The 14,150-nt window shown below is 45.2% G+C and carries 13 protein-coding genes and 1 pseudogene; 12 read left to right on the top strand and 2 right to left on the bottom strand.

From position 1 onward, the window contains the following. The first annotated feature begins 270 nt into the window (after positions 1-270). Entirely contained in the window at positions 271-762 is a 492-nt protein-coding gene (locus tag H8B09_RS30780; RefSeq protein ID WP_224754027.1) for a hypothetical protein, read from the top strand. A 219-nt stretch (positions 763-981) separates the two neighbouring features. Here H8B09_RS30780 and H8B09_RS26010 read toward each other — a convergent pair whose 3' ends face one another. Continuing rightward, positions 982-1,977, bottom strand: coding sequence for a type I glyceraldehyde-3-phosphate dehydrogenase (locus H8B09_RS26010; RefSeq protein ID WP_191206521.1), 996 nt, complete (start codon positions 1,975-1,977; stop codon positions 982-984). Positions 1,978-2,127: 150 nt separating this feature from the next. Then, positions 2,128-2,310, bottom strand: coding sequence for a XapX domain-containing protein (locus H8B09_RS26015; RefSeq protein WP_318152774.1), 183 nt, complete (start codon positions 2,308-2,310; stop codon positions 2,128-2,130). Positions 2,311-2,543: 233 nt separating this feature from the next. Between H8B09_RS26015 and H8B09_RS31415 the strand changes: the two genes are divergently transcribed. From H8B09_RS31415 to H8B09_RS26065, 11 genes and pseudogenes are all read left to right on the top strand, one after another. Then, entirely contained in the window at positions 2,544-4,265 is a 1,722-nt protein-coding gene (locus tag H8B09_RS31415; protein ID WP_191206522.1) for an endo-1,4-beta-xylanase, read from the top strand. 318 nt (positions 4,266-4,583) lie between these two features. Next, positions 4,584-4,970, top strand: coding sequence for a hypothetical protein (locus H8B09_RS26025; protein ID WP_191206523.1), 387 nt, complete (start codon positions 4,584-4,586; stop codon positions 4,968-4,970). Between the two features lie 279 nt (positions 4,971-5,249). Continuing rightward, a pseudogene (locus H8B09_RS31350) lies at positions 5,250-5,330 on the top strand (RNA polymerase subunit sigma); the annotation flags it as partial. A gap of 497 nt (positions 5,331-5,827) precedes the next feature. Beyond that, entirely contained in the window at positions 5,828-6,316 is a 489-nt protein-coding gene (locus tag H8B09_RS26030) for a hypothetical protein (protein ID WP_191206524.1), read from the top strand. A 26-nt stretch (positions 6,317-6,342) separates the two neighbouring features. Continuing rightward, positions 6,343-6,657 (top strand): hypothetical protein, encoded by a 315-nt coding sequence (locus H8B09_RS26035; RefSeq protein WP_191206525.1) that lies wholly within the window; start codon positions 6,343-6,345, stop codon positions 6,655-6,657. 295 nt (positions 6,658-6,952) lie between these two features. Next, positions 6,953-7,195 (top strand): acyl carrier protein, encoded by a 243-nt coding sequence (locus H8B09_RS26040; protein ID WP_191206526.1) that lies wholly within the window; start codon positions 6,953-6,955, stop codon positions 7,193-7,195. Positions 7,196-7,226: 31 nt separating this feature from the next. After that, complete coding sequence (locus H8B09_RS26045) at positions 7,227-8,720, top strand: class I adenylate-forming enzyme family protein (RefSeq protein WP_191206527.1); 1,494 nt, start codon at positions 7,227-7,229, stop codon at positions 8,718-8,720. A 1,685-nt stretch (positions 8,721-10,405) separates the two neighbouring features. Further along, positions 10,406-11,359, top strand: a complete 954-nt coding sequence (locus H8B09_RS26050; RefSeq protein WP_318152775.1) for an NAD-dependent epimerase/dehydratase family protein — start codon at positions 10,406-10,408, stop codon at positions 11,357-11,359. Positions 11,360-11,372: 13 nt separating this feature from the next. Next, a complete protein-coding gene (locus H8B09_RS26055) occupies positions 11,373-11,624 on the top strand; it encodes an acyl carrier protein (RefSeq protein ID WP_191206528.1) in 252 nt (83 codons plus the stop codon). Further along, the gene (locus H8B09_RS26060; RefSeq protein WP_191206529.1) at positions 11,621-12,979 is read left to right on the top strand and encodes an ATP-grasp domain-containing protein; all 1,359 of its coding nucleotides are present in this window, start codon (positions 11,621-11,623) and stop codon (positions 12,977-12,979) included. The genes H8B09_RS26055 and H8B09_RS26060 overlap by 4 nt, the downstream gene beginning before the upstream one ends. Before the next feature lie 44 nt (positions 12,980-13,023). After that, a complete protein-coding gene (locus H8B09_RS26065) occupies positions 13,024-14,139 on the top strand; it encodes a UDP-glucuronosyltransferase (RefSeq protein ID WP_191206530.1) in 1,116 nt (371 codons plus the stop codon). Positions 14,140-14,150: the final 11 nt, after the last annotated feature.

Raw genomic sequence — 14,150 nt, forward strand, 5'->3', positions numbered from 1 at the left:
TTAAGCTGGTACCTATAGACTGGACACTTTGACAAAAGGTGTTTGGGCTGTGGGTACTTTTTCATATACTGGAAGATGCAGCGGAGGGGATGACATGAGCAAGAAATATTTTAATGAGGCACAACGTGAAGTTTTATTAAACAACCCACACATCGCTAAAGTTAGTGAAAAATCCATTACTTTCATCGCAAGGTAGCCATTATACAAGCCCCACCGGTTATTTGTTATACGCTCATAGATATTGAAACGGCGAATCAGGAATCTGTAACTATGCTGCACAGTGGTAGTTTACTTAAACTGTATATTTCTAAATTGTTATATAGCTGGCCGTTTTCCGTCCCATTGGCGTTATATGCGGTGGTGTTTCCTGCGTTATTTCACAAGTTTGATAGAAATCCTAACTTTGAAGAGCTATGCATGTCCTTGATTTATCATGTCTGCTCATCCTGGTTAGGTGTCGCACTAGCTTGTTGGTTCAGTTCCAAATTTATCCGATCCCGAGTAATGTCTTTCTTATTGTTCAGTGTTGCCGTTGTCGTTACAATTTCCGCAGAGGGAATTGAAAACACTTTGCCTGAAGGCTTAAAAAAAGCGATTCTTTTGTTGCCTCCATTAAATAGCACATTAAATGTGCTGATGGATTATTATGCTGCGACTCTTTATAGTAAACTAGCTGTAATTGGAGCATCACTACTATATGGCGTGATTATTGCTGCGTTATTTCTGTTCATGCTTCATAAAAGGAAACTGGATTCACATTGAAGTTATTGAAGCTGCCAAACCACCACTTCGATTGCTTCTTGGCACAATTGCTTATCAAGCAGTAATGCATATATGTGGTTTTGCTCCTTTCATATGCATCCAGTTCCCCCTTTAGACAATTGATTTGGGACAAAAAACTGCACCCAATTGTTAGACTATATCTTACAATTGGGTGCAGTTTTTAGTAAATGCTCAATATTGTTTCAACTAACCAAACTATTATTTAACAAGAAAAGCAGCAACCTCAGCTAACCGAGAAGCATAACCCCATTCATTATCATACCAAGCGGCTACGGAGACGAGCTCGCCCTGCACTTGCGTCAAGGGCAGATCAATAATTGATGAGTGCGGATCCCCTACAATACGAGAAGAAGCCCATTCACCCTCCAATACATCGAGGACTCCCTTAAGCTCGCCTTCATGAGCAGCAAGGCGGAACATGTCATTGATCTCCTGAACGGAGCATGGTTTCTCTGTTATCAGATTGAGCTCCGCAATGCTGCCTGTGCGAGTCGGGATTCGGTATGCCTTCCCGGTAATCTGGAGATCGTTCCAAATGAACTTGAGAGCCTTAGCTGCGCCGGAAGATGATGGGATGATATTCTCAGCTGCCGCCCAAGAATCTCGACGATCCTTCATAGGCTGATCGGTTAGCGATTGCGTATTCGTATACGAATGAACCGTTGAGAACAAGCCGTGTTTAATGCCGTAATTTTCTCTAACTAATTTGACGACAGGAGCCAGAGCATTGGTCGTACAGCTCGCCATACTAATGATTCGATGCTTATCCGGATCGAAGCTGTGGAGATTGATGCCTTTAAGCAGAACGGCGTCGCAGTCTTCGAGACTTTTACTCGGCCCGCTGACAAGCACACGTTTAGCGCCGCGATCCAAGTGCATCTGCGCAACAGGCCTGGTTACAGCACGTCCCGTACAGTCTACGACCAGCTCGACACCTAGTTCTCCCCAATTCGGCACCTCGCTGGACGAATTAATATACCGAATCTCTCGGCCGCCAATGACGAAAGCCCCTTCTCGGCTGGAAACCTCTTCATGCCAACGCTTATAATTCGTATCCACCTCAAAGAGCGCAGCAAGCGTAGATTCATCTTTAATGTCAGAGACCGAGTAAGGTACGAAGAGTTTCTCTTGAAGCGCTGCTCTAAGTAATTGCCGACCGATTCGGCCGAACCCGAAAATTGCAATTTTCCCCATGATATCCTCCCATTGAATCATAATTTGTTGTGCTTATGGACGGAGCTGTAGATGCATTTCATATACTTATTTCTATTTCTTGCTAAGATATCCTTTCTCTAAGACCAGATCAAGAAATGTCGATGTTGTAAATGAATCGATCAACCAGATTTAACTTTTATGAGGGATCAATAATTTAATCCATGGGATAAGTCGTTGTCCTATGAACATGCCGAATAAACCGATCAATCCCAACATGGGTGGTGCGGGAGACGGTATACGGAGGGTCTGAAATACAATTCCGATCGCGAGACCAGTTCCTAATGCCATAGTCGTGCTTTGGCGTTTTGTCATGTACTTCCGACTCAAGGAGGTACACACCGCCGAATCTATAGTTTTTTGGTAATATTCTAAATTTTACTAACTGCAGTTTTAGAACGACCCTCTTATAATGAAGTGTGCAAGCGCTATCAAATAATGGGAGGAGGAATACGAGTGATTGGCGACTAGATTACCGCATCTTGCGCGCCCACAACTCAGGCATAATTTTGTTTAAAATATTTGCCCATTAAAAGGAGGCGACAATTATGTTATCGGTAAAATCAAAATCTATCCATTTGATGCTTGCGTTCGCGATGGTAGTATCCTCATTCCTGTTTGTAACATCGGCACAGAAAGCTCATGCGAGCCTCGCGTCAGGTTCTAAATTCCTCGGCAACGTCATCGGAAGCAGCGTGCCATCTAATTTCAGCACCTATTGGAATCAGATCACGCCGGAGAACGCGACGAAATGGGGCTCCGTCGAGGGCACGCGCAACACGATGAACTGGACGCAGGGAGACACGGCTTATAATTATGCGAAAACAAACGGCATGCCATTCAAATTCCATACGCTCGTCTGGGGAAGCCAAGAGCCGAGCTGGATCTCAAGCTTGTCGGCCGCCGATCAGAAAGCCGAAGTGATCGAGTGGATTAAAGCGGCAGGAACGCATTATAGCGGTGCGGAGTACGTCGACGTCGTAAACGAACCGCTTCATGCGAAGCCTAGCTTCCGTAACGCAATCGGCGGCGACGGAACGACGGGCTGGGACTGGGTCATTTGGTCCTTTGAGCAAGCGCGTACGGCATTTCCGAACTCGAAGCTGTTAATCAACGAATACGGCATCCTTAACGATCCGACCCAGGCTGCCAATTATGTCACCATTATCAATTTGCTCAAATCCCGTGGTTTGATCGATGGAATCGGTCTTCAAGGCCATTATTTCAACTTGAACGACGTGTCGGTCAGCACGATGAACAGCGTGCTGAGCACGCTTACCGCGACGGGGCTGCCGATCTACATTTCCGAATTGGACCTTACCGGGGACGACGCCACACAGCTGGCGCGCTATAAAGAGAAATTCCCTATTCTATGGGAAAATCCGAACATTAAAGGCATTACTCTCTGGGGATACACAGAAGGCCAGACATGGACGTCGGATTCATATCTGGTTCACTCCAACGGCACTGAACGTCCAGCTCTGACATGGCTGAAACAATACCTGAGCGGCAGCACGACGACGCCTACGGCACCGGCAGCGCCTACGGGTTTGACTGCAACGGCGGGCAACGCGCAAGTATCGCTCAGCTGGACGGCTTCGAGCGGCGCGACGAGCTATACGGTCAAACGGGCAACAACGAGCGGCGGCGCGTACACGAACGTAGCGACGAATGTCACTTCGACGAGCTACACAAATACGGGCCTGACGAATGGTACGACGTACTATTACGTCGTCAGCGCTGCGAATAGCACGGGCACAAGCGCCAACTCGACACAGGTAAGCGCGACCCCTGCGGCTGGCAGCACGGGCGGCGGTACAGGCACGCTAGTTGCACAGTACAAAGTGACTAACAGCAACGCGACGGACAACCAAATCTACGCCACGTTCAACATAAAGAATACGGGGACGAGCGCTGTCAACTTGAGCAGCTTGAAGCTGCGGTACTATTTTACGAAGGATAGCAGTGCAGCGCTCAATTTCTACGCGGATTATGCACAGATCGGGACTTCCAATGTGAGCGGTGCGTTCGCGAGCACGACAGGCACGAACGCTGATACGTATCTGGAGATTTCGTTCAATGCAAATGCTGGCTCGATCGCAGCTGGAGGACAGACAGGCGATATTCAGATCCGCGTCGCGAAGTCTGACTGGTCGAACTTCAATGAATCGAACGACTACTCGTTCGACGGAACGAAAACGGCATTCGCGGACTGGAGCAAAGTTACAATTCTCCAAAGCGGTACGGTCGTCTGGGGTTCGACGCCATAAACCATAAACCATAAACCGAAAACGATAGGATGAGGCAGCTATACTGCTGCTTCATCCTATTTTTTTGGGATTTCGTGCGAATCATGAGGACAGATGGTTACATCGGGTTGTGTTCATCGACTTTGAAAAATAAGTGTGATGCGGCACCCGACGCCCAGCGCGTGAGCGACTAAGGCATCGCCCTCCAACGATTGTCTCAAGCAAAGCAAGGATGACTTTACTTCCTGATAAAATTGTTGCGTTTATCATAGAAAATCCCTTTTTTTCAAAGACGTGATTTTTGTGATAGATTTCACCTTCAAGGTGCCCCTCTCTTGGTTGATGTTGTTCTGGAAGGGCGAACACTTTATCTACCAATCTGCGAACGAACGCAGCAATGGCTTGTTGAATCCACCTGCATTGTTATTGGACGATACGGTTGTGTTCTCGAGCGATAGTGATCAGTCTGTTATAGGCGGATTAGTAGTTCATCCATCGAAAACAGAGGTTGCTTTCCCGATATCCAACTCGAAGCAGCCGGCTATGCTTATTGTCAGTGGCATCGATAGGGCTAGAGCTAAACTAACTGTCATGAACAAGTATATTCTCGGTTTGTCGGAGGACGAATCCATTCTGGATATACGTTTGACTTCTCGACTGACAAAGGTTATTTGTATACGAATTCAACAAATAGCGGAGATATTAAACTTTATGCTGTCGAAGTAAACAAGCAGCCTGCAACAACATATATTACGACAATAGAGTCGGTTGATGAGTTAGGGGCTTTAAGCTACGAACAGGGTGAACTATATATGTCTACTCGAGAGGAGAAGAGATACCGTTTCAATTTTAGTCAATTGAGGTTCGAACATGTTGAGAATAACAAGACGGAAAAGCAATTGCTTATTCCAGTCATTCAGGAGCGACTGCCTCAAGACAACCAACCAGATCGATGGGAAGATATTCACCACTTGAAATTGCTTTAAATTACAGGAGTTTCGTGTCCACAACCTCAAGAAGTTCGAAAACACTGGAGAAGACCTGGAGGATCTTATTAGTATTGGAACCATCGGGCTGATCAAGGCAAAATAAATGTCCTTACACCCATGCAAGGGACAGGCATTTCAATGTTATGGACACTGATCTTTATTGCAGCAGCTATTGTATTGTACCGTAAACGAGATGCGTAAGTTTTGGTTTCATTACGGATGTAGCAGCGGTAGAAGAAGTTGTTGCGGGCGTGAAATTGGAACATCGATTGCCCTTTGGCGACTTATTCTATCAAAAGTGTAATCATCTGAAGCTTTTCTGGAGGCTCTTTTTGCAAGGTGGTTGGTTTAGGGTGTATTAAATGGTATAATAATGAAAATGGTGAAATTATAGGGGTAAAGCATTTGGGAAATATACTACCAATTATAGTAGCGACAAGCAGTGCGCTTTCTTGTCTTGTTACGTTTATCACAGTACAGAAAATGAAAGGTAAAAAAAATAAATAATCTTTAAATGCTAAAGGATTTTTAGGATTCTGACCTCGTAAGGGGTCCTTTTTCATGTTTATTTCTCTGGAACAGGGGGGAAGCAGTATGAAACATAAGACGGTGCTGAATATTCTCATCGTGGGCATCGTTCTGCTCATTAGCTCTTGTGGCGCTGACAGTAATCACAGCAATTCTAGTCCCGGCGAACGATTGCCAACCGGTTATACAATAGCGAATATCGAGAGCGCGATTGATGAATGCATCAATTATAACTTGTGGAATAATCCTGATGAAGTCTATCCAAGACCAGCGGGCTCTGAACCTTATGTCGGGCAGCAGATTTCGGTTGAAGTGAGATTATATACGGACCCGTCCGGCGTTCACAAAGTATATGCTCAATCAAATGTAGACAATTGGAAAGATGCTTTGTTCAAATTTGATCGATTCGGTGGCGATGTTTATTGTACGGGCCATACAACTCCGAAAGAAGATTTATGGCCGAAAGGCGATTATGAGGTAATCGATACGCTATCACTCAAAGTCCAGCCGGTTCGTGATCCGCATTTTGGAACATCGCCGGACAAAGATCGCTGAAGGCAACCGATAAGGAATTGACGGCGATGTGCGAAGATTCCTCAGGTTCGGAGGGGGAGTTGTGGCGGGATACCGATATTTACGTGGTGGATTTTTTTGAATATGAAAAGTACGTGGGAGTTTGGTTTGTTTATAAAGATGGGAATGCGCATCATACAGGGTTTATACTCGAATTGGATAAAACAACAATTGAATATGAAGCTAGTGGTACAAAAGGACATCCATTAGACAACATCAATTCCATACAAAAGGGTGACCCTGCAAGGTTTGAGTTTGATAGACAGATCCAGGCAGCGATCAAGCACTATAAGTGCGGCGAATCCGGCTTGAAATCCGCATAACCTCCTCTACTAGAGGTCAGCAATGGACTTGTTCAAGCTTGTTGACAATTGGTATATTTGTAATTTATATTGAAATAGCACTTTTTAAGGTTGTAATTCTTTTTGTGTAAATCCTCTTAGATGTAGAGCATTTTCAGCAGCGCCTCGTCGCTTTGGGAATGCTTTTTTCTTTAGTGCCTTTGCGAAGTTGGCGATGGTAACTCTCGATCAATTCCGCCTCCAGCATCACTTGCAGCTTCTCTGCTAACAACTCCTTCAGTGCTTTATAAAGAGATTATCGAACGGAGGGAACATGATGTCTAGTTCAATCGAAGATATTTTGAGAGACGAAATTTTTGCTGAGCTTGAAATTGAGTATCCAGATGACCGCAATGCCAATTTGTTGGAACTAGGGATCGATTCGGCTGGCTTCATCAAGCTTATTGTCTCGATGGAATCGAAATTTAACATCGCGATCCCTGATGAGGATCTATTGTTTGAGAAGTTCTCCACAGCTGGATTAATCATTCATTATTTGACCGAGAAAACGATAGCATAAATCTGCAACGAACCTAATCGAGGAGGAGATTATGACTATCATTGAGCGTTTATTGATGGAAGCTTGTGATCGTAAAGAACAAATTATCCTTCAAGATATAAAGCAACAGTGGACTTACGCAGAGATGATGACAGAAGCCTATTCGATTGCTTCGTATATTAAGAAGAACTTCGATCTCGAGGCCGGCAGTCATCTTGCATTGTATACAAATAATGAGCCCTTGTTCGTTTTTGCTGCGCTTGGCATTCAGTTCTGCGGCCATGTGCTAATACCGATTCCTTACTCGGCGTCCAAGACTGAGATTGAAAATATTCTGAATGCCAGCGACGCCAAGCTGGTCATCAGTAAATATGCACGGCCCGCCCATTTAAATAGCGACATCCCTTGGGTTACCGCTCAGGATCTATCGCAAGAACCGATGCCTTCGTTTGAATCGATCTCGGTAACGAATCAATCTGATCCCGATCAACGTGCGATTCTGCTGCCTACATCGGGCACGACCGGAAAATCTAAAATCGTTATGTTGTCTCATCGGAATGTATTGACGAATGCGTTGGCACATGGACAGAAGATCGGTTATACGGATCAAGACTCGTTTCTTGTAACGATGCCCGCTCATTTCAGTTCTACGATAGTCACGCAATTGATTTCTTGCATGCTTTATGGAACCCGAATTATCCTTATCAGCTTACCCTTGCTGCCGCGCACAGCGTTTAAACTGTTTCAGAATAAGGCGGTCACGGCATTCTCAGCGGTGCCTACGCAATTGATGCACTTTATTTCTGATTTTCATCAGACCCCCAACTGGAGTGCCTTTGATTCCATTAATTTGATTGTAATTAGCGGTGCGGCGGTTCCCGCGAAATTAGCAGATCATCTTCGGACAGTATTTCCTAAAGCGGACATTGTTCAAACTTATGGATTAACAGAAGCTTCTCCGCGGGTGAGCATGATGGAACGGGGAGACCGCATATTATCCTGTGGATCTCCCGTCAGTGATGTTTCGATTCGAATTGTTGACGAACAAGAGAATGAGGTTGAAGGAGCCGCCACCGGAGAAATTTGGGTCAAGGGCCCAAATGTGATGCTCGGTTATTACAGAAACCAAGCGTTAACGGACGAAACAGTTGTTGATGGCTGGTTAAAGACAGGCGATTTGGGATATTGGAATGAATCAGGGTGTCTGATGCTCTCCGGCAGAAAGAAGAATATCATTATCTCTGGCGGCATCAATATCTATCCGGAGGAAATCGAAGAGTTTCTGTATGGCGTACAAGAAATTGAGGAAGTCATCGTGCTTGGTGTGCATGATGTTCTATTAGGCGAAGTACCTATCGCGTTTCTGAAAGTGTTTGAAGAATGTCTGGTTGATATAGATGCGCTGAAGAAACATTGTAACTTGCATCTGTCGTCGTATAAAGTACCAAGACAATGGAGGATTATTGACGAAATTCCAAAAACGAAAACCGGTAAACTGGACAGAGCAAGTACGAAGTCCTTATTGCTAGATGAGATATGTAATTGAGAATGAAAACCGAATTTTTGCATGATTGAAAAAATATATCAAGAAGTCGACAAAAGGCATCTTTCTTTCGACAATTGTAATGTTTAGAATATCAGTTGAAAAAGGAATACGTACAAACAAGGAGCTGGACCAAGAGCCAGTCAAGTCAATAAGATTACGAGGGGTGAACGAAGAAATTGAATCATGCAACCCAAACAATAGGGAGGAAAATACTGCCGATAAGCTATCCGATGATTACAACCTATACGCAGCATGCTCATCTTTTGTCCATACTTACCTATCACGAGTGCGCACATCCATGGATATTCGGTAATTATATCCAATTATATATTAACAAAGATTATAAACATAATTGGGGAGATTTCTATTTCCCTCTGACTTATGAGCTGCGACCTTCGGATTCATGCAAATGGATTACGACTCAAAAGATACACAGAGATACGGTAACAAGTAAATGGGACTCCGTTATTCATTTTATTATTGAAAACATTAATTCACATCATTATGTCCACACAATGGTGAATTATTTCAACGTGCCCTTAAGCGATCGATATAATAGACTCCAATTACACCATGACATATTTGTTTATGGGTATGATCTGGATAGAGAGATATTGTATGTTTCCGATTTTTTCAAGAATGGGGTTTATAGCCAAGAAGAAATTTCATTCACAGATTTCAATCTTGCTTTCTCCACTAATCATTTAACTACAAATCATGATTATCTGAGAGAAATGGTGTATTTGTACAAATTCAATGATCATTATCAAGATAATTTCAGTGTAGACACCATATTGAATTCTATAAGAAACTATTTCGCTAATAAAACGCCGGAATACTGGGAAATGTTCAACTATGGAGGCGACAGGGAAAATCTTGACTTCGGCATGCAGATTTACACTACTCTCATAAATTATGTGAAAGAGACTTCGGACAATGAGTCTAAACTTGATGTAAGACCCTTTCATTTACTTCATGATCATAAGAAGATCATGACGTTAAGACTCAAGTACTTGTACGATAATCGGCTTCTAAGTCAATTAAACACAGAGCATATAGATGAATTCATATCAATAGAAGTTAAGGCGAAGATTATGGTGAACTTAGCGCTTAAATACAATTTGACTAGAAATAGAAGTGTTTTAGAAGGCTTACATACGATGATAAGCAATATACAAAATGAAGAATCAATATTCCTTGAACGATGGCTGCAGCAAGTCGGCATTCAGTAAGCGTCTGATGATTTAGGTATGACATATGGAGGGAGTGATGCTGGACTTAAACGCTTGTTCGCTTTCATGCGTGCAAGTCGTTTGTCGAACTTTAAAGCAGTTGTAGTATCCGGAACGATAAACGCTTAACCATTTACAAAAGTACCGAATCAGTCGTCCAAAGACTTCCTTCTCGTATTCCAACGATCAGCATGGCTCCATTCGCTTTATTCCAAGTATCTCTACATCGAACTCACTCACTTCGACAATCTCTCTTGGCACCATCCCTGCTTGTTTAATACCTATAATTTGTAAGGTAATATTTATGATTTTGTTGGGTGCTTAACTTAAATCTATTATGCTAATATATGTCTAGTAATGCAAATATTGGCCCCGCTCGAACATCTCCTCATCTGAATTCCAAGCATCTAGATGGAACATCGTTTGAATTGATAACGGTTTCACCAACCTCAAGTGAATGGGGGGATCATAATATTCATTGTATTAACAGGAGTCGCAGGATTCATCGGATCGAATCTTGCCGAGAGGTTGTTGCGGGAAGGCCATACCGTTATCGGTGTCGATAATTTTCTGACAGGGTCTTCCGCCAACATGGACAATCTCTTGCGGTCGCCAAATTTCAAGTTCATCGAACATGACGTCATTACTCCGCTCGTAATTGACGGACCCATCGATTGGGTGATGCATTTCGCAAGTCCTGCCAGCCCGCCCAAATATTTAGCCTATCCGATCGAAACGATGAGGGTCAACAGTGAAGGAACGATGCATTTGCTGCATCTGGCCAAAGAAAAACAGGCCGGTTTCTTCCTAGCTTCAACAAGCGAGATCTATGGAAACCCAACCGTTCACCCGCAGCCGGAGAGTTACTTCGGCAATGTGAATTCGGTTGGAGCAAGAAGCTGCTACAACGAAGCGAAGCGGTATGCAGAGGCGATCACCTACTGGATGAATAGGAAATACGGCATACCGGTAAGGGTTATTCGGATTTTCAACACGTTCGGTCCGAAGATGGATTTGAATGACGGACGAGTCATTACCAATTTCATTAATCAAATCATGGCAAAGCAAAACCTTACGATTTATGGAGACGGCAGACAGACGAGAAGCTTTCAGTATATCGACGACCTGCTGGAAGGGATTATGAGATTGCTGAGCACCACGTACGAACAGCCCGTCAATTTGGGAAATCCGGAGGAAGTCACCATCTTGGAGGTCGCCCAAATATTGAAGGAACTCATGGAGTCCAACGCGCAGATCGAGTTTCTCCCGCTGCCGGAAGACGATCCTAGGAGAAGAAAGCCGGATATTACCATATCACGGACGATTATGGACTGGGAACCGACGATAGGTTTGCAGGAGGCACTCGCTAGAACGATCCATTATTACCAAGGTCAATATATCCATTAAACGGGAGGTAACTATGGAAGAACAGATCATTGCGATGATATGTGAAATCAAGGACGACGCCCAGCTGGCACAGAGCTTGAACGAGCATTCCAACATCATGGAAGACGGGGGATTGGACTCGCTGCAACTGATTACTTTCGTATTAAAGGTGGAAGAGCGGTTCGGTATTGAAATCGATTTTGAACAATTTGACTTCGATCTTATGGAATCGGTCGCGACCTTCTGTCGTTACCTCTCGGAGCTGCAGAAGACGGCATCGGTATGAACGATAGACGCAAGCGCGAGCTTATTATCGGGACGTTTGACGCGGAACGCTTCTGGCGTGACCCCAATCTAGCCATGCTTCCGTCGTTTCGTGATCCCGAAATGGAGAATGTCGTGATGGCCATGGATGAGCTGCTCTTTCCATTGTGCGAGGCGGAGGATAGGCTCATTACTCGCTATCGAATGAACGTTTGCCACCAATCGTATTTGCATGCGATCGGATTTGATTTTATCTCCAATTCAACCGATCTCGAAAGGCCCGAAGGTGGAAACGCAGGCAGAACCGCCAATATATTCGACCTGATCACATCAGCCGATCGAATGGGCGACATGGATCCGCAATGGCTGGATGGCGCTCGGTTGTCACCATTTGCCGTCATTCCGGGGGCGGATCGTACTGCTGCACGTTACGGGTTGAAGCGGGATTTTCCAGCTATCGAAACGGTTCAAACTGTCAATTCGAAGCTGTATTCAACCGAATTGAACCGTCGCCTTGGTCTTCGGTCTGACAGCCAAACGGTCCATTCCCATGAAGAGCTGCTGGCAAGCGGCTTAACATTGCTGAACCAAGGACCTTTCCTGATTAAAGATGAGTTTGGCGTATCCGGGAAAGGGAATTTGCTGATCGAGTCGGAAGCGATATTGCGACGAGTGACATCCTATCTCGCCGATCAGTGCAGCAAGGGAAGAATGGTTCGGTTTATTATAGAGCCGTTCCTCCACAAGGAACTGGATTTCTCCTGTCAATTCCACATCGATCCGGACGGTACTTACCGACATATCTCGGTGCAGAAATTGGTCAATCACAATTTTGCTTACCAAGGCTCCTTTACAGCCGATGATAGGCTGCTTCAGCTGCTGCAGGAAGCGAAGTATTTTGAAGTGATGAAACTAGTGGCTCGCGAGCTTTACCAGGCTGGTTATCACGGCGATGTATGCGTCGATTCCATGCTGTTGACAGACGGCAGGATCGTTCCGATCGTTGAGGTGAATGCTCGAAGATCGATGAGTCTGATCAAGCATTATGTAGACCGTCACTTGGAGAAGCACGTTGCTGCAGGGAGCATGACGCATGTGACCGTACAATTTGCATCCGATATGACGTTCGATCAATTACTGGAAACGCTGGACCGCGAAGGTGTTCTATACAAGCCTGATCGAGGGTTCGGCATTTTGCCGTTAAGCGCCAATACGCTGCTTATTAACAAAGTCATCAGCGAAAGCAAGGGCATTCGGAATAAGCAAGTGAAAGGCAGATTGTATTATTCGTTGGTTGAGGGGGAACAGGGTTACGAACGATTGTCCGCTAAAGTCAAGGAGGTGCTGTCGTCGTTATCCTTCAAGATCGTCGGCTGATGCAGTCCGAAGCGCTGGAAACCATGAATGGGGGAAGAAAGTTTATGGATAGGCGGAAAGTAACGGTCCTTTGCTCGGGTTTCGGTCTGGGCTTCTATATTCCCGGCCTGTTAGCTGCAAGCGAATTCGAGAAAAGGGGTATCGCGACAGAAGTGCTCGTGTTCGAAAGCTACTTGGAACAAGACAAGATGGACCATATTGCAGACAGCAGGAAGGCTTACCACAACAATTTCGCACTTGCGAACTTATCGGCCCGAATGCCGATGGATATCCGGGGCAGCATTGATTATGCTCAGGTCGAGTTGTTGCTGGAAGCGTGGAAAGCGGAAGAACGGCGCGAATTCATTTCGTTATCCGGACATTGGGTCTATATTCTGGATTTGTATCGGGAGAAGATGCTGCCGAAACAAATTCATGTAGACCTGCTTTACGTCGATTCAGATCTGGCCCCGTCTTGGAAAAGCCTGAAGAAGTTTCATCCTCGCTACGACGACCATTATTATAACGCGTGTCTCTATGATACCGACAAGATGGAGATTCGAAACGAAATCTCGGTTTCTCTTGGCACGCCACTGCCCTTCGACTCGAGGAAGCGGCGGCTTGTTGTTCATGGCGGCGGCTGGGGGATGGGCACTTATCAAAGTAAAGTTCCGGAGCTTGTCGGTCGTAACTATGGGCTTGATATCGTAGCTTACGATTGGAAGGAAGCGAAGCCCGATCCCGATCACCGGTATTGGATGAATAATCCGGAATGGTGTGCATGGGTGAAGAGCGCGAACGGCCTGCACGAGTTTCCGCCATACATCGAAATAGCGGGAGATGTGACGAATGCATACGCCGCTAAGGCTGATCATCATTGGTTATTCGATGTCGCTTCGGAGGCGATGGCTATTGTGGCCAAGCCGGGAGCGGGCACATTAATTGATTCGCTTGCATCCGCTACCCCGCTTATTCTGCTGGAGCCGTTCGGAAGTCACGAGCAGAGCAATTTGGAATTATGGGAATCGCTTGGGTTCGGAATACGCTACGAGAAGTGGCGGGAGATGGATTTTGCCGAAGAGGTCCTTAAGAAGATGCATCAAGCGATCATGAACAGACCCGGAGAACGAACGAATTATGTGGATCATTATTGTGCGAGAGTCGCGTTAGCGAAGGGATAAGATCTCAATGG

The organism is Paenibacillus terricola (assembly GCF_014779765.1).
In the GTDB taxonomy this organism is placed as follows: Bacteria; Bacillota; Bacilli; order Paenibacillales; family Paenibacillaceae; genus Paenibacillus_T; species Paenibacillus_T terricola.

Bases quoted from the DNA above. Each gene is read 5' to 3' on its own strand.
- H8B09_RS26030 (WP_191206524.1), top strand. From the start codon at position 5,828: ATGAAACATAAGACGGTGCTGAATATTCTCATCGTGGGCATCGTTCTG.
- H8B09_RS26045 (WP_191206527.1), top strand. From the start codon at position 7,227: ATGACTATCATTGAGCGTTTATTGATGGAAGCTTGTGATCGTAAAGAA.
- H8B09_RS30780 (WP_224754027.1), top strand. From the start codon at position 271: ATGCTGCACAGTGGTAGTTTACTTAAACTGTATATTTCTAAATTGTTA.
- H8B09_RS31415 (WP_191206522.1), top strand. From the start codon at position 2,544: ATGTTATCGGTAAAATCAAAATCTATCCATTTGATGCTTGCGTTCGCG.
- H8B09_RS26035 (WP_191206525.1), top strand. From the start codon at position 6,343: ATGTGCGAAGATTCCTCAGGTTCGGAGGGGGAGTTGTGGCGGGATACC.
- H8B09_RS26065 (WP_191206530.1), top strand. From the start codon at position 13,024: ATGGATAGGCGGAAAGTAACGGTCCTTTGCTCGGGTTTCGGTCTGGGC.
- H8B09_RS26060 (WP_191206529.1), top strand. From the start codon at position 11,621: ATGAACGATAGACGCAAGCGCGAGCTTATTATCGGGACGTTTGACGCG.
- H8B09_RS26015 (WP_318152774.1), bottom strand. From the start codon at position 2,310: ATGACAAAACGCCAAAGCACGACTATGGCATTAGGAACTGGTCTCGCG.
- H8B09_RS26010 (WP_191206521.1), bottom strand. From the start codon at position 1,977: ATGGGGAAAATTGCAATTTTCGGGTTCGGCCGAATCGGTCGGCAATTA.
- H8B09_RS26055 (WP_191206528.1), top strand. From the start codon at position 11,373: ATGGAAGAACAGATCATTGCGATGATATGTGAAATCAAGGACGACGCC.
- H8B09_RS26040 (WP_191206526.1), top strand. From the start codon at position 6,953: ATGTCTAGTTCAATCGAAGATATTTTGAGAGACGAAATTTTTGCTGAG.